Annotated in this window: 25 protein-coding genes; 10 read left to right on the plus strand and 15 right to left on the minus strand. The window is 50.3% G+C overall.

The window, feature by feature from the left end:
* Nucleotides 1-7 precede the first annotated feature (7 nt).
* From PSCS_RS03720 to PSCS_RS03730, 3 genes are all read right to left on the minus strand, one after another.
* On the minus strand, nt 8-868 hold the full coding sequence (locus PSCS_RS03720; RefSeq protein WP_068810451.1) for a type II secretion system protein N: 861 nt from the start codon (nt 866-868) through the stop codon (nt 8-10).
* A 17-nt stretch (nt 869-885) separates the two neighbouring features.
* Nucleotides 886-3,564: a TonB-dependent receptor domain-containing protein gene (locus tag PSCS_RS03725; protein WP_068810452.1), complete on the minus strand. Its 2,679-nt coding sequence runs from the start codon at nt 3,562-3,564 to the stop codon at nt 886-888.
* Nucleotides 3,565-3,672: 108 nt separating this feature from the next.
* Nucleotides 3,673-5,316, minus strand: a complete 1,644-nt coding sequence (locus PSCS_RS03730; protein ID WP_068810453.1) for a hypothetical protein — start codon at nt 5,314-5,316, stop codon at nt 3,673-3,675.
* Between the two features lie 198 nt (nt 5,317-5,514).
* Between PSCS_RS03730 and PSCS_RS03735 the strand changes: the two genes are divergently transcribed.
* Entirely contained in the window at nt 5,515-6,333 is an 819-nt protein-coding gene (locus PSCS_RS03735; protein WP_068810454.1) for a hypothetical protein, read from the plus strand.
* Between the two features lie 18 nt (nt 6,334-6,351).
* Here PSCS_RS03735 and PSCS_RS03740 read toward each other — a convergent pair whose 3' ends face one another.
* Both PSCS_RS03740 and PSCS_RS03745 read right to left on the minus strand, forming a co-directional pair.
* Complete coding sequence (locus tag PSCS_RS03740) at nt 6,352-7,833, minus strand: ATP-binding cassette domain-containing protein (RefSeq protein WP_068810455.1); 1,482 nt, start codon at nt 7,831-7,833, stop codon at nt 6,352-6,354.
* Nucleotides 7,830-8,825 (minus strand): alpha/beta hydrolase, encoded by a 996-nt coding sequence (locus PSCS_RS03745; RefSeq protein WP_068810456.1) that lies wholly within the window; start codon nt 8,823-8,825, stop codon nt 7,830-7,832. The genes PSCS_RS03740 and PSCS_RS03745 overlap by 4 nt, the downstream gene beginning before the upstream one ends.
* Before the next feature lie 177 nt (nt 8,826-9,002).
* On the opposite strand from PSCS_RS03745, the gene PSCS_RS03750 reads away from it, so the two are divergent.
* On the plus strand, nt 9,003-10,106 hold the full coding sequence (locus tag PSCS_RS03750; protein WP_068810457.1) for a helix-turn-helix domain-containing protein: 1,104 nt from the start codon (nt 9,003-9,005) through the stop codon (nt 10,104-10,106).
* Nucleotides 10,107-10,207: 101 nt separating this feature from the next.
* Here PSCS_RS03750 and PSCS_RS03755 read toward each other — a convergent pair whose 3' ends face one another.
* Together PSCS_RS03755 and PSCS_RS03760 are read right to left on the minus strand one after the other, a co-directional pair.
* On the minus strand, nt 10,208-12,010 hold the full coding sequence (locus PSCS_RS03755) for a thioredoxin domain-containing protein (protein ID WP_068810458.1): 1,803 nt from the start codon (nt 12,008-12,010) through the stop codon (nt 10,208-10,210).
* Between the two features lie 310 nt (nt 12,011-12,320).
* Complete coding sequence (locus PSCS_RS03760) at nt 12,321-12,968, minus strand: TetR/AcrR family transcriptional regulator (RefSeq protein WP_068810459.1); 648 nt, start codon at nt 12,966-12,968, stop codon at nt 12,321-12,323.
* Nucleotides 12,969-13,067: 99 nt separating this feature from the next.
* Here PSCS_RS03760 and PSCS_RS03765 point away from each other — a divergent pair, with 99 nt between their 5' ends.
* Together PSCS_RS03765 and PSCS_RS03770 are read left to right on the plus strand one after the other, a co-directional pair.
* Nucleotides 13,068-13,421, plus strand: coding sequence for a glutaredoxin domain-containing protein (locus PSCS_RS03765; protein WP_068810460.1), 354 nt, complete (start codon nt 13,068-13,070; stop codon nt 13,419-13,421).
* Nucleotides 13,422-13,423: 2 nt separating this feature from the next.
* Nucleotides 13,424-13,861 (plus strand): DUF2214 family protein, encoded by a 438-nt coding sequence (locus PSCS_RS03770; protein WP_068810461.1) that lies wholly within the window; start codon nt 13,424-13,426, stop codon nt 13,859-13,861.
* 4 nt (nt 13,862-13,865) lie between these two features.
* Here PSCS_RS03770 and PSCS_RS03775 read toward each other — a convergent pair whose 3' ends face one another.
* Nucleotides 13,866-14,531, minus strand: coding sequence for an alpha/beta hydrolase (locus tag PSCS_RS03775; protein WP_068810462.1), 666 nt, complete (start codon nt 14,529-14,531; stop codon nt 13,866-13,868).
* A gap of 173 nt (nt 14,532-14,704) precedes the next feature.
* On the opposite strand from PSCS_RS03775, the gene PSCS_RS03780 reads away from it, so the two are divergent.
* A complete protein-coding gene (locus tag PSCS_RS03780; RefSeq protein WP_157885612.1) occupies nt 14,705-15,433 on the plus strand; it encodes a class I SAM-dependent methyltransferase in 729 nt (242 codons plus the stop codon).
* A 53-nt stretch (nt 15,434-15,486) separates the two neighbouring features.
* Nucleotides 15,487-15,903: an SMI1/KNR4 family protein gene (locus PSCS_RS03785; RefSeq protein WP_068810464.1), complete on the plus strand. Its 417-nt coding sequence runs from the start codon at nt 15,487-15,489 to the stop codon at nt 15,901-15,903.
* 25 nt (nt 15,904-15,928) lie between these two features.
* Here PSCS_RS03785 and glpD read toward each other — a convergent pair whose 3' ends face one another.
* A complete protein-coding gene (gene glpD / locus PSCS_RS03790) occupies nt 15,929-17,473 on the minus strand; it encodes a glycerol-3-phosphate dehydrogenase (RefSeq protein WP_068810465.1) in 1,545 nt (514 codons plus the stop codon).
* A 34-nt stretch (nt 17,474-17,507) separates the two neighbouring features.
* Nucleotides 17,508-18,215: a hypothetical protein gene (locus PSCS_RS03795; protein WP_068893779.1), complete on the minus strand. Its 708-nt coding sequence runs from the start codon at nt 18,213-18,215 to the stop codon at nt 17,508-17,510.
* Nucleotides 18,216-18,423: 208 nt separating this feature from the next.
* Here PSCS_RS03795 and glpK point away from each other — a divergent pair, with 208 nt between their 5' ends.
* The 4 genes from glpK to lspA all read left to right on the plus strand — a co-directional run bounded on the left by glpK (nt 18,424) and on the right by lspA (nt 21,979).
* Nucleotides 18,424-19,932, plus strand: a complete 1,509-nt coding sequence (glpK, locus tag PSCS_RS03800) for a glycerol kinase GlpK (RefSeq protein WP_068810467.1) — start codon at nt 18,424-18,426, stop codon at nt 19,930-19,932.
* Nucleotides 19,916-20,587 carry a histidine phosphatase family protein gene (locus PSCS_RS03805; RefSeq protein ID WP_157885613.1) on the plus strand — a complete coding sequence of 224 codons (672 nt, stop codon included), beginning with the start codon at nt 19,916-19,918 and terminating at the stop codon, nt 20,585-20,587. The genes glpK and PSCS_RS03805 overlap by 17 nt, the downstream gene beginning before the upstream one ends.
* Nucleotides 20,584-21,372, plus strand: coding sequence for a DUF1499 domain-containing protein (locus PSCS_RS03810; protein WP_082866539.1), 789 nt, complete (start codon nt 20,584-20,586; stop codon nt 21,370-21,372). The genes PSCS_RS03805 and PSCS_RS03810 overlap by 4 nt, the downstream gene beginning before the upstream one ends.
* A gap of 73 nt (nt 21,373-21,445) precedes the next feature.
* A complete protein-coding gene (lspA, locus tag PSCS_RS03815; RefSeq protein WP_157885614.1) occupies nt 21,446-21,979 on the plus strand; it encodes a signal peptidase II in 534 nt (177 codons plus the stop codon).
* A gap of 21 nt (nt 21,980-22,000) precedes the next feature.
* Here lspA and PSCS_RS03820 read toward each other — a convergent pair whose 3' ends face one another.
* From PSCS_RS03820 to rpsK, 5 genes are all read right to left on the minus strand, one after another.
* Nucleotides 22,001-23,203, minus strand: a complete 1,203-nt coding sequence (locus PSCS_RS03820) for a pyridoxal-phosphate-dependent aminotransferase family protein (protein ID WP_068810469.1) — start codon at nt 23,201-23,203, stop codon at nt 22,001-22,003.
* A gap of 159 nt (nt 23,204-23,362) precedes the next feature.
* Complete coding sequence (gene rplQ, locus PSCS_RS03825) at nt 23,363-23,752, minus strand: 50S ribosomal protein L17 (RefSeq protein ID WP_068810470.1); 390 nt, start codon at nt 23,750-23,752, stop codon at nt 23,363-23,365.
* 48 nt (nt 23,753-23,800) lie between these two features.
* Nucleotides 23,801-24,799 carry a DNA-directed RNA polymerase subunit alpha gene (locus PSCS_RS03830; RefSeq protein WP_068810471.1) on the minus strand — a complete coding sequence of 333 codons (999 nt, stop codon included), beginning with the start codon at nt 24,797-24,799 and terminating at the stop codon, nt 23,801-23,803.
* Between the two features lie 97 nt (nt 24,800-24,896).
* Entirely contained in the window at nt 24,897-25,517 is a 621-nt protein-coding gene (rpsD, locus tag PSCS_RS03835) for a 30S ribosomal protein S4 (RefSeq protein WP_068810472.1), read from the minus strand.
* Between the two features lie 84 nt (nt 25,518-25,601).
* Complete coding sequence (gene rpsK / locus PSCS_RS03840; RefSeq protein ID WP_068810473.1) at nt 25,602-26,000, minus strand: 30S ribosomal protein S11; 399 nt, start codon at nt 25,998-26,000, stop codon at nt 25,602-25,604.
* Nucleotides 26,001-26,011 lie beyond the last annotated feature (11 nt).

Genomic DNA, 26,011 nt, shown 5'->3' on the forward strand with positions numbered 1-26,011 from the left:
GTGAAGTTTAACGAAATGCCTCAGGATTAACGTCCAGATCGATCATCGTACCAGCACGATGAATCTGCAGCGTAAAGCTGCCCGAAGTCGTCATTTTTTCCTGAAGTCCAGCCAGTTGGGCCGGAGATTGAATGGATTGGCCATCAACGGCCGTAATAACATCACCCAGCTCAATACCAATTGATCTGAGCATATCGACACGGCTGCCATGCCGCACCTGCAAGCCTTGAACACCATCATCACGATTGACGAAACGAATTCGCAGCCATTCGGCAACGGGCCTGGATGCCAGCTCACTTAAAGCTGAAGAGTCGGATGCAGCCGTGTTTGCGATTAATTCAGCCTGGCCAGTGTTTAAAGCAGAAGCGGCCTCTTCTTCGTTGGGGATAATGCGCAGCGTTTCCGTGACACCTTGGTTATCCAGCAGGACATAAGTTTCATGCACAGCAATCAGGTTAACGCGACTGCTGTCCGAAATGGCATCACCGGGTCGGAATACTGATTGTGAATCCTGCGAAGAAATGATCGCACGCGAATGTACATTGTCACTGGCAACAATAGTGCCATGCAGAACCAGCGCCAGCTGCGTTTCTGTAGCATTAATCGGAGAAATATTATTCAGATCAGTCTGACTGTCGAAACGCAATGCATCACTGACGCTCGCCAGATCAACATTGTCTACCGCGCCGTTACGACGACCACGATCAACCTCAACCAGATTGTTTCCGGAGATTTCAACAGCGGCAACCGGCAACATCAGTCGCCAGAAAATATCAGACAGCTGAACGGCCGACAGCGCCAGCATGGCAGTTGTTAATACAACTGCCAGCAGCGCTGTGATTCGTCCATTGTCCAGTAGCGATCTCACCCTGTTAAACAAAGCGTTTAAAGGTTCCACTGCAGATCAAAACGCAAACGAGACCCGGTCTCGACATCGATGATATCAACATCACCCTGGGTGAATTCGCGGTTCTCATCCAGGATATTCTGCGCTCGCAAACGCAGCGTGATGTGATCGGTCGGGAAGAACGAATAAGTCAGGTCCAATGAATGGAAAGGAGACTCAAAAGCATCAGGTGACGAGTTACGACCACCAAAGAATACACGTTCGCCAAACACGTTATACAGCAGCGAAGCCGAGTGCATACCGTTCTCAGAGTCATATCCCAACTGAGTGTTAACCACATACTCAGAATGACCTGTCAGGCGACGGGTCAGACTGGTTTGTGAGCTAGAGGCATCAAACTGAAGCTCTGAATCACTCAATACCAGGTTACCACTTAAGAAGAATCCGGCACCGATATTTTTCATGCCTTCAAATTCTACGCCGTAAACTTCACCGGACAGTGCGTTATCAAAACTGAGCAAGCGTGCATCCTGCGGACCAGGACGTTCGACACGTTCAATCGGGTTAGTAATGTCTTTGTAGAACAGTGACACAGTCAGGTTATCACCATTCTCGTAGAACAGTTCAGTACGCAGGTCCAAGTGATCCACATCCGAAAAACGCAGGCTTGGGTTACCCTGAACCCGGTCATTCAACTCAGGATCAATGAACTGGATGTCTGCGAACTCGCGTAGATCAGGTCGCACAACCGTGCGGCCGTAACCCAACCGTACCTGAAAGTTATCGGTACCAAACAGCCCGTCATTGATGTACGTCAACGCAGCAGAAGGGTACAAATCATCATTCCGAACGGCCAGTGTCTGATTCGGGTCTTGCAACTGGTCCATAATGGCTTGCAGTGAGTCACCTTTGAAATCAAGCAGGTTCAGAGGTAATACACCGCGAGTGAAATCTTCCCAACGCACACCACCTGATACGCGCCAGCTGTCTGTCAGATAAGCGTCAACAGAGCCAAAGGCAGCCATCTTGGTTTCGCCGGCAATATAACTCTCTGTACCGAAATTAGACCCCATGTTTAAAAAGAAGTCATTTTCCGGATCTGAGAGGTTGTCATCGCCGAATACTTCCCAGGGATCACCCAGGCGATCGGTTGCACTGGTAACGATATTAGCCGTATAACCATAGTATTCACGTGCTTTCTCGCTATAAGTATAACCACCGCTTAACGTGCCATTGGTAAAGCCCAGATCGAAATCTGTATCGACCTTATATCCCCAGCTTTCCACTTCATCTTCCAGGTTGAGGAAGTTGAACTGTGCCGTTGAACCTATGTTCACCTGGCTCGACAGCAACTGATTGGTTGCCGGGTCTAACAGGTTAGTTGATTGTACTGAACTTGCATTTGGTACTTCAGTACTGGCTGTCGCCAGTGAGTAGAACCAGTCAGCGTTGACACTGGTAATAAACTCAGGCACCGGCAGGTAGGGAATTGCTTCCAGGTCATAACGTTCAAACTGATGCGAACCAATTACCTGGTTAACTACCAGCTCACGCTTTTCCATCCGGGCTACGTTAGTTTTACGCTGCCGACCACTGGCTTGCTGAAAGTCAGGGTTAAACCCTAGTACCAGAGAAGATTGATCTTCATCGTCCTGCAGCACATAGCTGTTTGTCGCAATGCTATGCCGCTCCTGATAGTCAACACTCAGGTTTAATGCTGCGGTCATGCTCTCATTGGTAAACGTACGTGTGATGTTTCTGTAACTTTCATCAGGATTACTGAAGTTCTGTTCGAACTGATCAGAGTTCCTGCTTGATTCACCTACAGATACATTTGCCAGGGCACCAACGGTAATATCATCGGTAATAAAGAAAGCGTTACCGGCTGTAATCGATGCATTGCGATCCGGATCAAGTGATGTTTCGGATTCAATATTGATGTCTCGATTTAACGATAACATTAACTCTTTGTTAATGCGCTCGCCTTCAGCCAGTTGCTCAGCGGTCGGTGTAGTCGCTGAAGGGTATTCAAAACGCGTAATATTGGCTGGACGAATGTCGCCCTGGTACTTATTGATTGCTGTCATAATAGGAGAAGGCATATCACCCTGATCACCCAGGTTTGTCAGGCCATCACCTGAATTCTCCGTATTCCAGCCAGCACCCACTGACACATTGAAGACCAGTTCAGTTGGTGTTCCCTTGGTGCGAATATCAACATTACCACCACCAAATGCAGCAGGCTGGTCTGCCGAGTACGCCTTGTGGATTTTCACTGACTCAAGAATCGAAGCTGGTATGTAATCCATCGGGATAACATTTCGGCTCAGTTCCGGTGAAGGAATCTCAGCGCCGTTCAGTGTCGCACTGGAATATCGTTCACCCAGACCACGAACGTAAATATACTTCCCGTCAACCAGCGTCAGACCCGTGACACGCCGCAGAGCCATGGCAACATCAGAGTCACCTGCTCTGGAAATCTGTTCAATACCAACCACTTCAGCAGCAAATGGCTGCTCAATTCTTTCCATGACAAGCGATCTGGCAGCATCACGAAGTCTGCCCATTACCACAACTTCTTCGATTTGTGGTGCGGTCTGCGCTTCGTCGTTCTCCTGAGCTTGTCCACTGAGGGGTATCGCCGCGCTACCGGCAACAACAAGGGCCACTGCTTTGGCCAGACTGCGTTTCTTCAACTTTTCCAGATTTTTCATCATCTCAACCTGTCTGTTTTGTTCGCTTTGATAACCCGAACGGGGATAAGCCCAAAATGTTGGTCTTACCCCCGCCAGGTCAGCACTTACTGCAATGCTTCTGTGACTGTCTTACAGGCCAGTTGTCCAGCCTGAAACCCAGTCGTTACCGGCTTTTACTGCACCGACAAAATCAACTGACTCGTAGAAGGAGCTGCTACCAGCACTTCCGACTGCAGGGGCAGCGTCAGCGGCAAAACTATCTTCCAGTGTTGTCACATCGAACACCTGAACATTGATGGCAGCACCATTGGCGTCTTGCAGGTTTGAAGCAGTGACATACGCAGTCTTGTTGCTGGAACTCAGACCTTCGATGACATTCGCAGGCAGGTTGGCAGAATTTTCTACAACTGCATTGCCGTTAGCCCAGAAAGCAGGCAGGTCAATTTCAGAACTCTTCAACGCTTCAGTACAAGCAATGATGTTGCCTGATGCAGCAGAAATACCTGAGTTCATGCCAGCGATTGTCTGATCACTTGTCACTTCCAGACACTCGTTGCTGGACATACCATCAGCGTTTGAAGTGATGATGGAGTTATAAAGTTCGAAGTAAGATCCTTCGCGATACAGAGGACCTTCAGCATCACCTTTAGAGCTAGGTGCTGTGCCTTCGTTAGTATCAACGTTAGATGTGATACAAGTCATATTGGAAACACGGCCTTTGGTATAAGGCGCAATGTTGTCAGGCTGAGAATCACCTGTGTTATCTGCTTCGATGCAACGGTTAGAACCAGAAGTCTGAACGATCAGTGCAAATTGCACATCACCTGTCCAGCCCTCTGAAAAGTCCAGTGAGTCGTCACCAACGTTGACTGCAACGACATTTTTCAGATCAACTGCACCACCGAACATTTCGAAGCCGTCGTCTTGCGTCGTATAGACTTGAACATTTTCCAGTGTTGTTCCAGAACCCACTGCGTTCAGTGTCAGACCGTTCAACTCATCACCATCAACCACTTCGAAGCCGGCATGACGAATCTGTACGTAGCGCAGAACACCAGAGTTTTCAGCATTGTTGTTACCACCGTATGTGGCAGGGCGACCTTCTGCAGTCACGTTGCAGCTATGCGGGTTATTAGCTGTTGCCTGGCGGTCAGCATCGGTACATTTGTTAGTCAGACCGTTACCATTAATTTGCATACCGCCCCAAAGGCCTCGATCTGCCTCAGTTGCTGAACCATCACGCAGGTCTGCAACCGCGGAGAAAATGATTGGGTTGTTACGAGTACCTTCCGCGATAATGCGAGAACCACGTGAAATACGCACATAATCTTCAGAGTTAAAGAAAGCGATTTTAGAGCCAGCGCCAATTGTCAGCTTGGGACCTTCACCGTCTTGTGGAATACGTACACCCTGAGCAACTGAGTTAGCATTAACATCTTCACCAACAAACAGGCTGTCCTCAAAGATATGCAGACCGTCATTTTCCAGTGCGTTAATCACCAGATCTTCAGTCAGAGGGCGAGTGTCGCTAACGAATGTGTTTGAGTAGGTGCAATTACCACCAGAGAATGCTCCCTGGATAACCTGACCAGAAACCGTGTAGCTGGCACAAGGGTTTTCAGTAGAGCCGCTGTCGCCATTATCACCACCATTGTTAGTAGTGTTATTAGAGTTTTCAACATTGTTAGACGGCGCCAATGTCACACCACCACCATCACAGGCGGTGATAGCTGCTGCCAGAAGGCTAAGTCCGAAAAGTGACTTGATATTCATGTTCTAGAACACTCCTTGATAGATACCGGTTCTGATATTTGGGTTTTGGTTGTCATACCGTTTCGGGGCGTTATTGTGCGACGGGGATCTTGACAGCTTTATGACAATTCAGATTTTTGCGAAGAAGGCCACATTCAGGCGGGATTCAGCTGCAGGGTGAGAAGCTGGCACCAGCCGCTAAAAAATGGAGGTGTCGGCATGACTATCAACAACTTACGAATCTCTACGCTGCTTGCTTTTATGCTCTTTTCAGCCAGTTCATTGGCTGACATCAGCGACAATGATCAGCGTCAGTCGGCCTGTGCCACGCTGGAGCTGATGGCGAAAATGACAGCTATCAACCTTATTTTACCTGCCAACCATGACAATCTGGCGACGTTACAGGAGACACAAAATCACCTGGTTGCCATGAACCAGCTAGCGTGCCAGTCGGTGCATTTCAATGAAGAGATCCAGTTTGAGAACCGGTATGATAACGGCAGACTGATCTCAAGGGATTTGGCAGAATCCCCTTGGTATTTTCCCAATGGCCAAATATTCATTGAACGCCCTGGCAGTCGAGGTACGGTTTACTACCCTAATGGCCAGATCATGGCTTATAACTGGGGACGGGGTGGTAATACACTGCTGTGGCCCAATGGCAACCCGGCGACCTACAGTTTCTGGACGGTCAATGAAGCCTGGTACTACCCGACAGGGCATATCATCACCTATCTGGCTGGCAGTGCAGGAGAACGCTGGTTTTATCCCGTCGATAATCTGCTGGGGCAAGTTGGCCAGGAAATGATCTCAGCCAACTGGGGGGAATATGGTGAGCGATATCAGTATATGACGTTCCTGGAAGATGGTCGCGTGCAGATGCGTGAAGCTCGTATTTCAGGCAGGCTGGAATTCAGTGATTATGATTTACTGGATGTTCCAGGTGTATTGTTGACGATTACGCGCCTGCACCAGGCTCCGGACATGGCACGCCTGTTTGTACCGGGGGACAGCAGTATTGCCGGGGCGCCCTGGTAACACGATTGATTCACCGGCTCAGACTTGAGGCTTTAAATCCGCTGACTGCCAGCGTCCAGCACCGAGGTATGTGAGTCGCCGGTTCAAAAAAGCCGGCCTCTCATTGACTGTGTGAGAGACATAAAGCAGCTGAGTATGGTTTTGCTGCGCGATTCGCGCCAGCAATGACAGCAACAGCCTGCGATGGTAGTCATCCAGGCCCACCAAAGGCTCATCAAGTATCAGCAACGGAGGCGTTTTCACCAGCGAACGGGCCAGCAGGATCAGCTTCTGCTGGCCAAAACTAAGCTGATCAAAAGCACTATCGGCAAGGTGCTGCGAATGCACTGCACTCAGCCAGGCGTTGGCCAGACGCTGCTGACTGGCTCGACGCTGACCATAAAACCCCATGGTGTCGGCAAAGCCACTACAGACTACATCAAGCACCGACCACCCTTTCCCATAAGACAGGTGCAGGTGATTCGACACAACCCCGAAATGTTTTTTGATATCCCAGACTGACTGCCCGCTGCCCCATGGTTGCCCAAACAGCCAGATCGACTGCCCGTAGGCAAAATTGTTTTCCCCGGTGAGGATAGATAGCAGCGTTGACTTGCCACAGCCGTTCGGGCCTTCGATCAGTACATGCTGACCTCGGCGCACAAGCCAATCCAGCCGGTCGATCACCAATTTCGTTCCGTAGCTGGCACTGACTCCTGCTAACCGGATCACTTCATCTGGCGTGTGCATTGACGTTTCAGCATCAGGCTCAGGTATTGGCATCGGTGCCGGTAATACGGCACCGCTCAATTCTCGCAACTGACTGCTTCGATGTATGTCTGTAAATGAGCCCGTCGCCACCACCTTGCAATCAGACATCAAAGCCATGTGGGTACAACCCGGCACTGACTCATCGATTGACCGGGACAGCTCGATCAAGGCCTTGTCAGGCCCCATCCAGTTTGTCAGTGTCATTTGTATGGTGGCAGCACTGACCGCATCGATACTGTCCAGGGGACTATCGAGTATTAACACAACGGGCTTAAGGCTGATCGCTCTGGCTATCATGACACGGCGCAGTTGCCCGGAAGACAGAAAACGAATCCCCTGCTCCAGTAAATCGTCGATACCCAATGCCGAAATCAAGTGCTTTTGATCATTGCCAGGAGTACCAGTCAAACTCAGCAAGTCACATACCCGAGTGCCTTCATCATGCGCGGAGACACTGTACTCACTAATATCATGCCGGCGATCGGCGGCGGTTAACTGTTGCTGCTCATCAAAAGAAACGCATGCTATGCGTCCTTTTAAGGTCGGCGCCTGCCAGAGACGGTGCCGGCCCAGTGGCAGTTGTCCCAGCAGGTATGCGGCAAGAAGGCTCTTACCGGATCCATTTTGCCCATAGATAACCCAGTGCTGACCAAGTCCAATAGTCAAATCGCTAACTCGCAACACCGTATTGGCACTAACACGGCTGACCAGTTGCGATATCTTTAATACAGGCTCCACAAGGGGAGTCACGGTCGATTATCCAGCGCCCGCTGCATCACCTCATTCTGCAGGTTCATGAAGTGTCCAACCGAGCGCCGCCAGTACTCTGAATTGTGACGGCCCTGGTCCTGCATGTAGACGAAGGGCACATCATTTAACAGCAATATCTGAATAAACTCCCTGGCAGAATTCAGCAGACCATCCTGAAGACCGCCATCAACATAAATATGAGGCAGCTCAGCCTTTGGCACTTCATAGATGATTTTAAAAGGGTCATATGACTCAGCCTGGGCCACTGTGGTGAAATCGGTACCTTCAGGGTTACGTTCATCCTGTGTGCTGAACCCGGGTATATCGATAATACGGGAAATAAAAGCGTCCGCTCTTGCCATCTCTGGCGAGTCTTCGGCGCTCCTTCTGGCAGGCGGCGGTGCCCCCGCCGCAATATCGGCAGCACGATCACGGGCATACGATAATGCGCCGCTGGTGCTCGAAACCGAAACAAACATCTCAGGGTGACGCAGTGCCAGTGACATGGCACCAAACCCGCCCATCGACAAGCCACCTATTGCCCGGCCTTCACGCCGAGCTTCGGTGCGAAAATTTTCATCAACATGCCCGATGACATCTTTTATGATGTGATCTTCCCAGTTATTGACCTGACCTGCTTCACTCTGAGCATAGTTCACATACCAGCTATTCCCCGCATCAGGCATGACCACAATCAGCTCTCCGATATCACGTGCATAGAAAGCTGCACCCAGGTTACGCCCCCAGACGGTATAGTTCTGCATGTATCCATGCAGCAAGTAAAGCACTGGATAGCGGCGGTCTGAAGTTTCATAATCAGGCGGCAGTACAATGTCATACTTCATTTCACGATCAACTGCCGGGCTGTAAAACGACTCTGTTTGCAACCCGACCGGCAGTTTCTCCTCTTGCTGTGCGAAGGTGTTAACAGCCGTTCCACCCAATAGCACCAAGACCATGACTGATTTCAATAAAATCTGCCGAAAAATCATAAAAACCCCTGACATATCAGTACTCTATTAATTAAACCAGAAATGCAGCATAGCACATTCAGGCGTTATTTAACTGTACGAGTCTGTTACAAATCATTATTGCCGAGCCAATTGCTCTGCCCAACAGGCAAACAGTACTATTCCAGTCAACCAAAAAAATCACTCGAAGGTGGCACCATGAAAGAGCACACTGGCGAGCAACAAACTCTATCTGGCACCTCTATTTCCGAAGCAGTTCAGACAGTCGAGCATTCTTTTTTTTCAACCGCAGGACTGGATAATGACGACGAGAAAATCGAAATCTGGCGCGACAGCACCCGTTTCATTTTTGACGCCCAGCCGGATAAACCCACTGCATCAACCCCTTTTTTTGCAGATATTGAAAGTTATCATCTAGGCTCCCTGATCACATCGATCTGCAGCACGGTCGCCACGACATGGTTGCGCTCACCGCTAGATGCAGCACGCAATGGCGTCGACCACTTTCTTGTACAGTTTTACATCCAAGGAAAATGCCTTTTCAGCGACACAGAAAGCAGTACTCTGGTTCAACCCGGCGACATACTTGTTTTGGATGCATCCCGAAAAATACATTCCAGAACCAGCGCACTTAAGAATTTTACGCTTTGGGTTCCACGCACTTTACTGGAGCCGATGGTCGCTGATCCAGACTCTTTGCACGGCATGATTATTCCGGCGGAGGAACCCAGAGCCATTATTCTGCGCAGCTACCTCATGTCGTTACATGAACAGGCGCCAGCAATGACGTTGCCGCAAGCTTCTACGTTAACGCAACCTACTATGGAGTTACTGGCGTCAACACTGGATCTGAACCACCAGGATTTTGAAACGTTCCCTGACGCTGCCGTGGCAGGCAGCCTGATTTCAATCAAACGCTATATTAACCAGCACCTGAACCGGGACACTCTGACCCCTGACTCAATAGCCCAGGCGTTACGAATATCACGATCCACTCTCTACCGTGTTTGTGCTCCGCTTGGTGGTATTCAACAGTACATACGCCAACAGCGACTAAGCCGGGTTCTCAGCAATCTGTCTGATAAAAACATGGCTCATCTGTCAATTACACAAATTGCCAGCTTATGGGGATTCAATGATCCCAGCTCTTTTAACCGAATATTTAAACGAGAGTTTGGTGTGACGCCCTCTGCAGCCAGAAGTCAGCAGTTTGTGCTAGCAGACAGCGACTATCAGGCCAGTCTGAATGATCAGTTTATAGGAGATCGTCAGTTCGCTCACTGGCTGACCCAGCAATTATGATAAGTGCAATTCCCTGGCATGTGAGTGGACGTATCATACAGGCATAAAAAAACCGGGAGAGCCCCGGTTTTTTTATGCCTGAAAATTTTGACCTGATCAGGTTACTGGTTACTACTTACCAGATTTGCTTCGACATCACTGGATTCCGCCTCTGCGTGATACCGGCTCTGATCCACAAACTTGTAGTAAACCTGGCCAAAGAACATTTCATCCCAGCTCTGGTCGCCCCAAGGCACAGATCGTGAAGGGTCTGGGTTGGCCTTGTTCTGCTCCGAGTTGTCGAAAGCAGCTGTGACGACTATGCGGGTCCCACCGGGCACCATAATCGGGTCTTCCAGTCGATATTCCATCTGCCAGTTGTAGTTATAATTAGCGATATTGATCAGCGGCTCAACTGTTCCGTCAGGCAGATGCGCTTCGAAACGCATGTATTTACCCCTGAAATGCATGTGTGGCAGGAAGCTTTCCAGGTATGCATCGTCCGGGATCAGGATTGAGGTTTGCTGTTCAAAGTTGGGGTCATATGGCGGAATATTGGTCCAGCCTGGCGTAAAGATGCAGGCACATTCACCGGTTCGACGCTCCATTGGCACTTCATCCTCTGGATAGAACCACAAACCAATCTGGCTGTTATCTGTCGTTTCACGGCCTGTCGTAGTGTAGTGCAACTGGATGGCCAGGGTTGAACCATGCTCCAGCAACCCTCCTGTGTTGGGCTTCTCCACTGCAGGGGCGGCACCTGGAATGTAAGGTGTAATATGTGCCAGATTAGGATCGGGCGGGGTCACAAAACCATTACCATTGGGGCGCTCACCGGGACGGAACAACGCATTCAAGGTATGGTGCAGAACCGTCCGGTCTCCCGGCAAATACTGACTGGCACGCACATAACGATCCTCACCTTCCGGCAGATTAATCGGGATCATCGCGTAACGGTAATCCAGAACACCGGTAGCGGGTACTTCCTGCTCGGGAATGTCAATAATGTAATCCGGCTCTCCGAATGCCCAGTCAGTTTCAGGCCATTCCAGCATAGCAAGCGGATCCGTGCTGCCATCTTTTTGTGAACCGGCGGCAATCCAGTCCAGCACTTTGCGCTGATCTTCAAACGGCACAACATAGCTGTTGTCAAAATCACCAACATGCGGATCAATCTGTCCGGGTGGCATTCGCTTGGTCATCAGCACTTCGCGGATCATAGGGCTCCAACCCTGAACCATGGCGTGGCTATCCAGCGCAAACGGTGCAATGCCACCTTCACGGTGACAGCTTGCACAGTTCTCAGCAATGATCGGTGCCACATCGTTCTCGTAAGAAAGATTGCTATTTGGCCGCTGGGTATAAGTCACAGCAGCACCTTGTGTGGCAACCAGTGGTTGCTGGACCTCGGTATCGTTGGCAACTGCTTCGAGGGCCGATGCCAGTCCGTCTGCAGCGTCACCACGATAAAGCACAGTGAATGCTTCGGGGTCGTAAATGACCGCCTCACCAAAATGCTCAACACCCATGTCCTCTGAGACTACCTGCACATCATCAATCAGGACAGGCATATCAATACCAAGCGAAGCGACATCACTGGCAACCGCGTCCCTGTCCTCGCCAAGCGGGTTAATCATCATGAACAAAATGCCCTGGTCTTCATAGGCAGCTTTCATTTCTGAATATGAGTTCAACGCGGCCTGGGTATCAGGCTCATCAACCCCGTGAACCAGGAACGCGATAGCCTTGTGGTTATCGTACCAGGCCATGTGATGGAAATAACCAGCCTGGTCCAGCAGAGAAAAATCGCCAACACGCTTGTTTTCTGCCACAACCGGACTCGTCAGCGTTAGCGCTGCTGCTGTAGCGACGGCTATCAAGGCCCCGCGCACGGTTCTTTTTTTATCATGTCTGTGCAAAGTCATAGATCCCCCAAGGTGCCTGAGCTGGCTCACCAAAGACCATTGAATAATAGCTCGCTCAGCTAAACTGCAACATCTTTGAATGCCTGATAGTGAACGAACGGTAGTTTCAGAACCTGCTAAAAGTGAGTACATTCATATTTTGATCGTAGCACTCCTGCAAGCAAAGTCAAATGACGAAAGTCATAAAATGAGCAGCAGGGGAAACATTGCGATGAAGCGCAGAGCTGGTGCGCCAGTTTGCATAAAATCACCCAAGGTTTACAGCGGCTATTGATACTTCAGAACAGCTAACTGGCGGGTAACAGAGGTTTCAGGAGAAGATGACAGACAACCCGTTGCGCAGGCTCTTGCGAAACTCTGCCTCATCGTGAAAATCACAGAGATAGCCTTGCAACAGATGATAATACAAGGCAAATGAACTCCAGGCAGCAGTCCCTGTGTACAGGTCTTTTTCGAGTCTGCCAGACTTTCTGGCAGCTTCAATCAGTTTAATCAACTTACCATAGGTACGCCGGGTAATTTGATCAATATCTTCCCGACGCTGTTCGGTAATCGAAAAAGACAATTCTTTCAGCACGGTGCGCGATAGCGACTTATCATGTCCGTGATAACGAATGTGGCACTCGAAAAAGACCATTAACTGATCCAGGAATGGTGCTTCCGGGTCGATTTGCGCGTAGGACTCCTCAATCATGCCGATGATGTCACTTTTGAACACCATGACGAGCAAGTCTTCCTTGCTCTTTGCATAGAGATATAAGGTACCCAGCCCGACATCAGCCTCAGCGGCGATATCCTGAATAGTTGTACTGGAAAACCCTTTCTTCATGAACAATTCCCGGGCAGCCGAGACGATGCGCTTCAACCGAAGCAGCTTTTTACGCTCCCTCAGCCCCAGCGACGCAAATGACGGGTCATCCAGTAAAGTGAGGTCAAGACGGGTATTTTGCTCTTTCATCTATCCGGTTTCCGCAATGAAAATTCAGTCCATTCTTATTCAGCAGCGAATTATGCCATAATCAGCGCCATTTTGATGCTAGGGAACCTCTGATTTAACATGAACCAGGATATTCACCAGCCAAACCAACCGCCATTATCCATTGCCGAACTGCTGACCTCCCATGAGGCGCCAGTGACCGTCTTCAGCCTCTCCTGGTGCAGCTACTGCCAGGCGGTCAAACAGCTTCTACAGCAAATCAAGGTTCCTTTTCAGGAATATGAGCTGGATCGCGGTGAATTCGCCATCGAAGCTGAACACCGGAGACTACGACAGGAATTGCAACAACTGACCGGCAGCCGCACATTGCCTCAGGTTTTTGTCGCCAGACAGTCCGTCGGCGGATATACCGAAACTCACGCTGCAATTCGATCAGGCCAATTTAGCAACTGGTTAGGCCAGAGCGGAGCGTAAGAATGCCTGAGGCCATCATAAGTAGCTTTCATCTTCTCTCAGTGCTGGCGATGTTCATTGGCACCTTAATCGTTTTGCCAGCTGCCTCAGCAGAGTTTGACCGGCAATCCGCTGCGCAATTACTTAAGGTGTATTATCTCAAGCTTGCCTGTCTGCTTTTTGCCTTGGCCAGCGGGCTGACGCTTTGGCTGGCAATTGGCAAACCCGCTGAATTCTACAGCAACAATGCCGTCTTTCATGCCAAACTAGGCATATTTATGCTCTTTGCTCTGCTCCTGGTCGTTCAGATCGTCACGATTCGACGATGTATGTTGTGCTCTTCCCTGCCAGCGCAATTGCCACGGTGGCTGGGTTGGGTGCAAAAAATCGCCCTGGCGATATTCCTGGCTATCCCACCGCTGGCCTACCTTATGGCCAGAGGGATTGGATATTCCGGATAAAGTATCAGCCAAGCCTGGATTGTAGCCATTGTGAAATATCGTTAATTTCCTGGGGGCAAACAGCGTGCTGCATCGGATAATGACTGTATTCCACTGTATAACCCAGCCTTTCCAGGTCAGCCACAGCTTTCCTGCCCAGGCTTTCCGGCACAACAGGATCAGCATTGCCATGGCAGACCCGAACCGGCAGAGCCCGGTTTTGATCACTGGGAATCACCGAATCAACCGTTGGGAAGTAACTGGAAAGCGACAAAACACCTCCCAGTTTGTGTTCACAGCTTAGACCCGCTTCCAACACCACGGCTCCCCCCTGGGAGAACCCTGCCAGGATGATCCGTTCCGCTGCAACGCCTTCGGCAATTTGCGCATCAACAAATTTATGGACTTCAGCAGCTGATTGTCGAAGTTGCTGCTCATCAACTTTTCGATCAATGGCCATTTCTCGAATGTCATACCAGGCCGGCATTCGGAAGCCCTGATTAATGGTGACAGGGATACTCGGCGCGTTAGGAAAGATGAAACGTATAGCCAAATCATCCGGCAACCCCAATTCAGGGATAACAGGCAGAAAATCACTGCCATCAGCCCCCAGGCCGTGCAGCCAGATAACGGCAGCATCAATGGTGCCTTTTTTCCCTGTTTCCCGAATAATAGCTGGCAATAAGCTCATACCGCCCCCTTTCATGGTTAAAACTGCAACAAATTCGCTATTATGAGCGAGCAACCAGGAAAACGAAACCTCACAGCGGCTAAAGAGAACAGACTATGGAGAAATACCGGCATTGGGCCTTGGTCATGCAAGAGCGAATATGGCTGCCAGTCCTGGCCCTTACAGCAATGGTTATGCACTCCGTCGCGGCACAACCGCAACTCGACATTGCCTCACTGGCAGACACCTTAAACAGCACAGAGCGGGACATTGCAGACCGGGTGCGGGATGAGCAGCGTAAACCTTTACAGGTACTTCAGTTTCTCCGACTAGAGCCCGGCATGACTGCGCTGGATGTTTACGCCGCCGGCGGATATTTCACTTATGTTTTATCAAAGGCTGTTGGCCCGGAAGGAACAGTGCTGGCTCAGAATTCTCCCAGGGCACTCAGGTTTGATGAAGACCGCAGCGATATCACCCAGAGTGACGCTTTGGCTCAAAAAATTGCAGCCGGGAACCTAAATAATGTTGTGCGCATAGATCGCCCAGTAGACGATATGTCGCTTGCTCCCGAATCGGTTGATTTCATTTTGCTATCACAAATACTGCATGACTATTACAATAGCAGCCCGCAGCGTGCCAGTGAGCTATTGGCGACTCTTTTCCAGACATTGCGCCCTGGCGGCATACTGGGCGTGATAGACCATCACGGGCAGATTGAATTAAACAATCGCCGCCTGCACAGAATGCCGTCTGATACTGCAATATCGGTGGTAAACGATGCCGGCTTTATTCTGGATGCAGAAAGTGCTTTGCTTGAGGTCGCAACAGATAATCCCGTGCGATCCATTTTCGACCCCATGCTAAACCGGCAAACCAGCCAGTTTTTGCTGCGTTTCAGAAAACCGATCTCAGACCAATAGCAATAAACCTTAAGTCGTAAAAACGAGTAGTAACAAAGGAGCTATAAACTTTCGTGGAAGACATTATCGAACAGTTACGCGAGTGTAATGAACCCGTATCAGTGACACTGGAATTACCGGACGAAGACTTACTGGTAGAAATTGAAGAGCAGCTTTACATGTCGATACCAGCAGACATGCGAGTTTACTTGCTGGAAGTCAGTGACGTTGTTTACGGAGCGCTTGAGCCGGTTACAGTGACGGATGAACGTTCTCACACTTTCCTTCCTGATGTCGCCGCACAGGCCTGGAACGTTGGCATGCCCCGACATTTATTGCCCGTATGCGCTTATGGGGAAGGCTTTTACTGCATCGACCCGGACGGAAAGGTCCAGTATTGGGATGGGCAAGACCTGGGGCCTGACGCCAACGGCGAGTCAGAGTGGGACTCAATCTGGCACTGGGTTCAGCAGGTCTGGCTGCAAGCATGAACAGAATCGTTCACAAATTCACCATCTACTGACGCAGGTACTCTGTTAAAGCAAGAACATCAGTATCAGTCCAATGCAGACCCAGTTTACTTCTGCGCCAGAGAACATCCTCTGCCGTTTCAGCCCACTCTTCGTTTATCAAAAAATCCAGTTCTGCTTTATAGAGGCCCGGGCCTACCAATGGCCCGGCCTCGAGCAGACCGTTGCTGCCTTTGCTTGCATAATCCATCACCTTTACCGCCTGAGCCCCATAATTGGCCAGCCAGCGCGAAATGACGCCAGGCTCAATCACAGGAAATGCGGCTTGCAGGGATTCCTTCAATAATACCAACGTACCCTCACCCTTGGGTGCACCTGGCAGCGATGCTGTGCTCGTCCATGACTCTGTCATTTGAGGAAAAACGTCTCCCAGGGTATCCATCGCAGCTTCGGCTAACGCACGGTAACTGGTTAACTTACCACCATACACAGATAACAATGGGGCCGGTGTGGATGCAAGACTGAGCCGATAGTCCCTGGAAACCTGGCTGGCATTCTCTGATCCATCTCCCGACTGCTCCAGTGGACGGACACCTGCAAATTGCCAAACCACATCACTTGCAACCGGTGCGTTTGTAAAATATTCGGACACTGCCTCGCAGAGGTAGGTGACTTCCGCCGCACTGATTCTGGCATCACCTGGATCACCACCGATTTCTTCATCAGTCGTACCGATCATGGTGAAGTTATCCTGATAGGGTATGGTAAAAATAATCCGCCCATCGCGCAGCTGTAATAAATAGGCCTGATCGCCTTCATACAAAGCAGGCACTACAATATGAGACCCTTTAACCAACCTTAATCTGGCTTTGTGCTCAGCATTCAACCCGGCCATGTCATCAATGTAGCTGGCCCAGGGGCCAGTGGCATTGATAACACATTTAGTCTTTATAGAAGAGGTTTGGCCACTTTGCTGACAGGTCAACTCGGCCTTCCAGCCTGTTCCATCAGGCAAGGCGGACAAGCCGGTACATTTTGTCCGGCTGGCAACACAAGCACCTCTTGATTGTGCCTGTTTCACGTTTTCCAGAACCAGGCGGGCATCATCCACCCGGCAGTCAAAATAACTGAACCCTTTGGTGTACTGAGGTTTCAATGCTGAATTTTCATGATTAAAACGAAGCGCAGAAGAAGCCGGTAACGCGCTGCTCCCAGCTAAAGTGTCATAGAGTTTCATACCCAGCCAGATCATCCAGAAAGGACGCATCTCTGGCGAATGCACCAGGTGAAACTCTAATGGTTCCACAATGTGCGGGGCAGCCTCCATAAGAATGCGGCGCTCCTGCAGCGACTCTCTCACCATCCTGAACTGCCATTGCTCCAGATATCTGAGGCCACCGTGAATCAGCTTGGTGCTGGCAGAGGACGTCGCATGTCCCCAGTCGTCACCATCCACTAATACCACCGACAATCCACGTCCACTGGCATCAGCAGCGATACCTGCACCATTGATGCCACCGCCAATAACCAATAGATCCGAGCACGCATCTTCCTGGCCAAATCGCTCGTGGAGCTGTCTGAACCCTGCCATATACCTGTCTCCAAGATAACCATCTACATTTTATTTAGCGATTATGCTTCTGAGGTGGCTGAAATCCAGCATCAAACTGGAATGGTAATTCCAGACTATTGTCACCAGAACGGTAATGTTTCTGTATTGCCGAAAACGGGTAGCTTCGCTTTATCCCGAAAGACCCGAATAGTGCTGCACCCAACCACAGTACATAAGCGATGGCTTCAGAGGCTTCTTCCAACAGTTGATAATGAGTAATGTCGAAAACCTGACGATCCAATGTCAAACTAAAAGCCAACAGAAAAAAGCCACTCGCTGCCAGATACCAGAACAGTGACGAGTGCAGATAAAATCTACGGTTACACCAATATTCGCGAAACTGTCTGCACATTGTTATGAACAATGCGATGGCAATAACATAAAATACTGCCCGCCCTGCCCCAGCCAACATAAATTTCATCCAGGCAGGAATCGCAAGATCACCAAACTCTACCTCCCTGATAATAAAAAGCAGAGAAACCATTGATAGCCAGTAAAACAGCACGCGATGGCGATCAACCGTAACTTTTCCGTTCACGGCAAACACCGCTGCTGCCAGTGCCAGATACAGAACCTGGAGGTTCTCCAGCCAACCGTTTTCAAAATGCAGGCGTTCCTGCTGTCGCGTTGTAGCCCAATACACAATCAGGGCATGAAAAAAAAACGCGGCAACCAGATAAAGTATTTGCCATCGCATCTGCGAGGGAACTCGATTTGTCATACCCAGTCAGGTTCCATGTCTACTACGGTGAATATTGTTATTGACCCAATAATGCCAACATTGACAACACCTTTCCAGTCAATACCTGTATCGGGTTAGGATTAAACCGCTTTTGATTTGTTGTACTATGCTATGCACCACCTTAGGGCCTGTGAACAGATCCTGAAGTACCTCAACAATAATAAGCGCCAGAATAACGGGAGGGCATATGGAAAAGTACTTGCTGGCAATTGACCAGGGAACGACCAGCAGCCGCGCAATTTTGTTCGCTACCACAGGCGAAGCTATCGCTATCGGCCGCTACGCCTACGAGCAGCATTACCCGGCAGACGGGTGGGTAGAACACGAGCCCGAGGATATCTGGCGTACGACACTGCGCAGCTGCCAGGACGCCATTAGCCGTGCCGACCTTGATGTTGGCAGTATCGCCGCTATTGGTATTACCAATCAACGAGAGACCACTGTGTTATGGCACCGCAAAACTGGCAAGGCTGTGCATCGCGCTATCGTATGGCAAGACAGACGCACAGCTGAGTTCTGTGACAATTTACAGCGCAACCTGATCGCTGAAGGTAATCCTGACTGGATCCAGGAGAAAACCGGCTTGTTGCCTGATCCGTATTTTTCAGCCAGTAAACTGGCCTGGCTGCTGGAAAATGTACCTGGTGCACGCGAAGAGGCAGAAGCTGGCAATCTGGCTTTCGGCACTGTCGATTGCTTTCTGCTCTGGCACCTGACCGGTGGCAAAGTGCATGCGACTGATGCCAGTAACGCCTCACGCACCATGCTTTTCAATATTCACACGCAAAACTGGGATGATGAGTTACTGTCCCGGTTTAATATCCCTGACAGCATTCTGCCAGAAGTGAAAAACAGTGCCGACGACTTCGGCTCTACGGATGCCAGACTGTTTGGCCGTAAGATACCCATTACCGCCATGATTGGTGACCAGCAATCGGCGACAGTCGGGCAAGGCTGCCTCTCGACCGGCATGACCAAGTCTACTTATGGGACTGGCAGTTTTTTGCTGATGAATACCGGAGAGAAAGCCATACAGTCCGATCACCGCCTGCTCACAACCGTTGCCTATCGTCTGCAGGGAAAAACCAGTTACGCACTGGAGGGAAGTATTTTCATGGCCGGCGCCACAATGCAGTGGCTGCGTGACAAATTACGCCTGTTTGACGACACGGCCCAAAGTGAAGCCCTGGCCCGGCAAGCCCAGCCCGGTTTGCCTGTGATGATGGTGCCTGCTTTTACTGGCCTTGGCGCCCCCTGGTGGGACGCAGATGCGCGAGCCGCCATTTATGGTCTTACACGTGATGCGGGTATTCCCGAACTGGTCGCTGCCGCACTGATGTCCGTCTGCTTCCAGACCAAAGATCTGCAAAAGGCAATGGAGTCTGACGGCCTACGTCCAACCACATTACGGGTCGATGGTGGCATGAGCGCCAATAACCTGATGCTGCAGAACCTGGCAGACTTGCTGGGCTGCGAAGTGTCACGGCCAAAAATTACTGAAACTACCGCTCTGGGGGCCGCATTCCTGGCCGGGTTGCACTGTGGGCTGTTTAACAGCCTGGGGGATATTGAATCCTTGTGGCAACAGGACCGGGCTTTTACCCCGACAAAAGACAAAGATTGGCGTGACCACCACTATAACCGCTGGCTGGATGCCATCGCGCGAACACGGAGCCAGCATGGCAGAGGATCTTAAACAGCCTATGACAGCAACAACAAGGTATATCTATTTACTCAGGCACGGAGAAACTGACTGGAACCGGGAGCGGCGCGCGCAAGGGCAGCAGGAGTCTCGTCTGACAGAACAGGGGCGCCAGCAAGCGCAGGAGTTAGGACTTCGAATGGCAGAGCAGCACCTGGACAGCATTTATTGCAGCAGCAGCCTGAGAACACGAGAAACCGCTGACCTGGCATTTGGTGCCCGCAATATGGCAATCACGTATTGCGACCGGCTGCGTGAAATACGGATGGGAACCTGGGAAGGCAGACTCTATGATGATATTCGTCGTGACAACCAGGCTCAATTTGACGCTTTCTGGCATTCTCCGGATCAATTTCAGGTTGATGGCGCAGAAACGTTCAAGGAGTTACAACAGCGGGCAATCACACGGCTGCAAGAAATTCTGGATGATAACGGTCACCAACATATCGCCATCGTCAGTCACGGCGCATGGATAAAATCGGTGCTATGTGCCATTGAACAAAGGCCACTAAACCAGTTGTGGCATCCGCCTCGTATGCATAACTGCTCGCTAAGTAAAATCCGGATAAACGAGCTTGGCAAGCGAACGATATTGACCTACGCTGATCAACCATACACTCACCTCATTTCTCAGGAAGACAACGCATGAACGAGCAAACAACAAATACACCTAAAATGCTCTCTATTCTGGTCAGGTTATCCGGTATCGCCGGTATCGGGCTGGCTCTTTTTGCCCTTCTCGCACCACTTGGTGTCTGGGCCGGTTTCTGGGACTTCCGGCTGGGTTTCACCATTCTCCGTATGGCCCAGCCGCTGGTGCTCTGGATCATTGCTCTTTGTGTCATCAGCGCAATTGCTGTGTTCCTGACAGGACGCTCCCGCAACCTGGATGGCCAGGGTAAAATGCTGGGCATCACGCTGGCTTCCACCCTGCTCGCTGTGATTGCCTGGTACATACCGAACTCCTACCTGCCTGGGGAAGGCGTCACCATTCCTCCGATCCATGACATTACAACTGACCTCGACAACCCACCAGAGTTTGTCGCGGTAATGCCACTGCGTGGCTCAGACAGCAATACCACTGATTATGGCAACTGGGGTGAAATGACACCTGAACGTCAGGCAGCGATGCAGCGCGAGGCCTACCCGGATATCGTCACCCAGACCTTTGATGAGCCTGCTGATGTGGTCTTTGATCGCGCACTGGCTGCTGCCAGGGATCAAGGCTGGGAAATCGTTGCAGCAGAACCCGAAGAAGGGCGTATTGAAGCAACAGCAACCACCTTCTGGTTCCGCTTCAAAGATGATGTTGTTATCCGTATTCGAGAGTCCGGAGAGACCACTTATCTTGACGCCCGCTCCACCTCACGAGTCGGTATGAGTGATGTGGGCAAGAATGCTGCCAGATTGCGTGCATTTTTTGATGCACTCTGAAGGATGATTAGATAAGCTTGCTGGCTGACAAATTTACGTTAAACACGCGAATACAAAAATTGAGTGGTATCACGTGAGCCAGCAAGCTAATTCAAACTCTCCAGTCCAGGAAAAAACCACGGACCTGAAGCAACGCAGAGCGTCCATGCTGTTGTTTGCCGGCATCGCCTTGCTGGTTTTACTGGCGTCACAAGCCAGCAGTTACCTGATAAATGAGAACATACCTTTAGGCAATTCTGTTGCTGTACTCGATCCGTCCCTTTATTTCACACACATACGGAACCTGGGGGGCGTGTTTGGTATGGCACAGGGCAAAGGCTGGCTCTTTGCAGTATTCAGCTTTGCCCTGCTGACAGGGCTGGTCGTATACCTGTGGCGCAGCAGTTCACTGCAACGCTACGAATATATCTGCTTTGGTTTTGTCGCTGGTGGCGGCTTTAGCAACGTGCTCGACCGTCTGGTTTACGGAAGCGTGGTCGATTTCATTGATATACGCGGCATTCCTTTTTGGCATTACATATTTAATACAGCAGATGTATTCATCCATGTAGGGTTGTGGCCGTTGTTGATATTCAGCCTGATAGCAGCACGACACAACAACCAGTAGAAGCAAAGGCCACGATAGGCATTAATTGCCTGCGCTTTCATAGACCTTTGTTGCTGACTTCACAGCTGCGAGTGAGTCCACACTCCCCCCTTGTGCGACCAGGCAGGCAGCCAACGCACTTATCAGGGTAAGCACTTTCGGCTGACTTGCACTGTGCCCCATCAAGCCGATTCGCCAAACCTTTCCGGCTAAATCTCCCAGGCCAGCGCCGATTTCTATCTGCCAGTCATTCAGTAATTGCTGGCGTAATTGTGCTTCGTTGACACCTTCTGGCACATTAATGGTATTAAGCTGGGGTAGTCGCACATCAGCAGAGACGGCAAAACTCAAGCCCAGGCATTCAATACCGGCTTTAAGCGCCTGGTGGTTTAACTGGTGCCTCTGCCAGGAAGCAGACAGCGTTTCTTCTTTGAGCATCAGCAGCGACTCATGTAACGCATAAAGATTGTTAACTGGTGCGGTATGGTGGTAACTGCGCTTTCCACCGGTCTGGCTTCCCTTGCCCCAATAACCAATCACCAGGTTGAGATCAAGAAACCAGCTTTGTACCGGGTGTTTGCGTGCTGTAATCCGCTGAACCGCTTTATCGTTAAAACTGACAGGAGATAAACCGGGCACACAAGACAAACACTTTTGCGTACCGGAATAAATCGCATCGATACCCCACTCATCAACTTTGACAGGAATTCCGCCAAGTGACGTGACAGCATCGATAATGGACAGGCAGTTATGCTTATCAGCGAGTGTCGCGATAGCTTGAACATCACTGCAAACACCAGTGGACGTTTCAGCATGAACAGCCGCAACGGCTACGGCATCAGGATTGTCATCCAGTGCCCTCTCCAGTTGATCCAGTTGAACAGCTTCACCCCATTTGCTATCGACCATAACTGCATGCCCGCCACAACGTACGACATTCTCACGCATACGCTCGCCAAAGGCCCCATTGCGGCAGACGACAACTTTGTCCCCTGGCTCAATAAGGTTTACGAATACGGTTTCCATACCCGCCGACCCCGGGGCTGAAACAGGAAGGGTCAGGGCATTGTCGGTTTGAAAGGCATACTGAAGTAGTAGCTTGATCTCATCCATTAAAAAAATGAAATCCGGATCAAGATGTCCGATAGTCGGGCGGGATAAAGCAGACAGTACCCGATCAGACACATCAGAAGGTCCAGGCCCCATCAATAATCGAGGCTGAGGGTAAAACGAACGAATTTCCATGAACTCGACTCCTTAATGCAATCGGGTATTAAAACTACTGCCAGACCGACAATACCACACTTCAACGAGAACCAAACAGGCACAAAAAAGCCGGGCTAACCCGGCTTTTTTGTGTTCTTTAGTAAGCTGTTAGCACCAGCTTATGCGCAGGACAGGATATTAATCCTCTGCGTTCTCTGCGTCAGCTGCTTCTGGTCGATCTACCAGTTCAACATAAGCCATTGGGGCTTTGTCACCGGCTCGAACACCGCATTTGAGGATACGGAGGTAGCCACCTGGGCGTGCCTGGTAACGAGGACCCAGATCATCAAACAATTTTCCAACGGCTTCTTTGCTGCGCAGTCGGCTAAAGGCCAGTCGACGATTAGCAACGCTGTCTGTCTTCGCCAGTGTAATCAAAGGCTCAGCGACTGTGCGCAGCTCTTTCGCTTTTGCGACAGTTGTTTTGATAACTTCATGCTCCACCAGTGACGCTGTCATGTTACGAAACATGGCCTTACGGTGCGCTGAATTTCTGTTCAGTTTACGTCCACTATGACGATGACGCATATCTCAATTCCTATTCCAACAGCAGCCTCACGGCTGACAGGCAGTTAATTAATTCGACTTTTCTTCTGTACGAAGACTGGCTGGAGGCCAGTTTTCAAGTCGCAAACCTAATGACAGGCCACGAGTAGCCAATACGTCTTTGATTTCAGTCAGCGACTTTTTACCCAGGTTTGGTGTCTTCAGCAACTCAACTTCTGTGCGTTGAATCAGATCGCCAATGTAGTAGATATCTTCCGCTTTCAGACAGTTAGCTGAGCGTACTGTCAACTCCAGGTCATCAACCGGACGCAGCAGAATTGGATCAATTTCATCTTCAGGCTCTTCCGGTGCTGCAGCTTCCTGGCTTTGCAGATCAACAAACACGGCCAGCTGATGCTGCAGAATCGTTGCTGCGCGACGAATCGCCTCTTCAGGATCGATCGTACCGTTGGTACGCAGATCCAGGATCAGTTTATCCAGGTCGGTACGCTGTTCAACACGAGTGCTTTCAACATTGTAGGCAACGCTCAGAACCGGGCTGTAAGTCGCATCCAGCATCAGACGGCCAACAGCGCGCGATTCATCGTCATCACGCTGACGCGCATCTGCAGGCACATAGCCACGGCCGCTGCGTACAGTCAGGCGCATATTCAATTCACCGGCAGCATTCAGGTTGGCTATCACATGTTCCGGATTAACGATCTCTACATTATGATCGCCAACGATATCGCCAGCGGTCACTTCACCTGGACCTTTCTTGTTGACTGTCAGTACAGCTTCATCCTGACCATTCAGGACAATCGCTACACCTTTCAGGTTCAGCAGAATTTCAATGACGTCTTCACGGACGCCTTCGATGCTGCTGTATTCGTGCACAACGCCGTCAATTTCTACTTCTTCTACTGCACATCCTGGCATGGAAGACAGGAGAATTCGACGTAACGCGTTCCCCAGTGTATGGCCGAAGCCACGCTCCAGAGGTTCAAGCACCACTTTTGAATGATACTTGTCAAACTCTTCAACCTTAATCAATTGTGGTGTAAGAAAATCTGACAACGAAATCTGCATGGGGTCACCCTTAACAATTAGCCCGGTAATGTGAAACTTTAGTCCTTCGTACGGTTGTCCGGCAAAGCATGTACTGCGCCTTGCCCTTCACTACCGATTATTTGGAGTAAAGCTCGACGATCAGGTTTTCGTTAATATCTGCTGAAAGATCAGCACGCTCTGGTTTGCGGTTAAACTGGCCTTCCAGCTTGCCTGCATTGACGGAAACCCAATCGGCCGGAGTTCGCTGGCCTGCAAGCTCTAATGCAGACTTGATGCGCAACTGCTGCTTGGCCTTTTCACGAATTGAGACCACATCACCTTCTGCCAACTGATAAGAAGGCACATTAACGACACTACCATTGACCAGGATCGCCTTGTGCGATACCAGTTGACGGGATTCCGCACGAGTGGAACCAAAACCCATACGGTAAACTACGTTATCCAGACGAGACTCAAGCAGTTGCAGCAGGTTCTCACCTGTCGCGCCTTTACGACGTGCAGCTTCCTTGTAATAAGTTCTGAATTGACGCTCTAACACCCCGTAGATACGACGTACTTTTTGCTTCTCACGCAGCTGTACACCATAGTCTGACAAACGACCACGACGCTGACCGTGCTGACCGGGGATTGTCTCCGCCTTACACTTGCTGTCCAGCGGACGAACACCACTCTTCAGAAAGAGGTCAGTTCCTTCGCGACGAGAAAGTTTACACTTGGGGCCTAGATAACGGGCCATACGATGACTCCTGTTTTTAGTTCACGACCGTTGGCCGTTACACTCAAATACTGTTCCGAATAATAATTAACCAAGAACGCCGACTTATACGCGACGTTTCTTGGGAGGACGACAGCCGTTGTGTGGAATTGGTGTTACGTCAGTGATCACACCAACTTTCAGTCCACAACCGTTTAATGCACGTACGGCAGATTCGCGACCTGGGCCAGGACCATTGACTTTAACGTCAACGTTCTTAAGACCATACAATTCAATTGCACTCTTACCGGCACGCTCCGCAGCCACCTGGGCAGCGAACGGCGTACTTTTACGAGAACCACGGAAGCCGGAGCCACCGGAGGTTGCCCAACTTAATGCATTACCTTGGCGATCAGTGATCGTAATGATGGTATTGTTGAAAGACGCGTGAATAAACGCGATACCATCGATGACTGACTTGCGCGCCTTCTTCTTCGGAGCTGCTTTAGCTGCTGGCTTTGCCATAGAAAATTCCT

It is taken from the genome of Pseudohongiella nitratireducens (genome assembly GCF_001642735.1).
In the GTDB taxonomy this organism is placed as follows: Bacteria; Pseudomonadota; Gammaproteobacteria; order Pseudomonadales; family Pseudohongiellaceae; genus Pseudohongiella; species Pseudohongiella nitratireducens.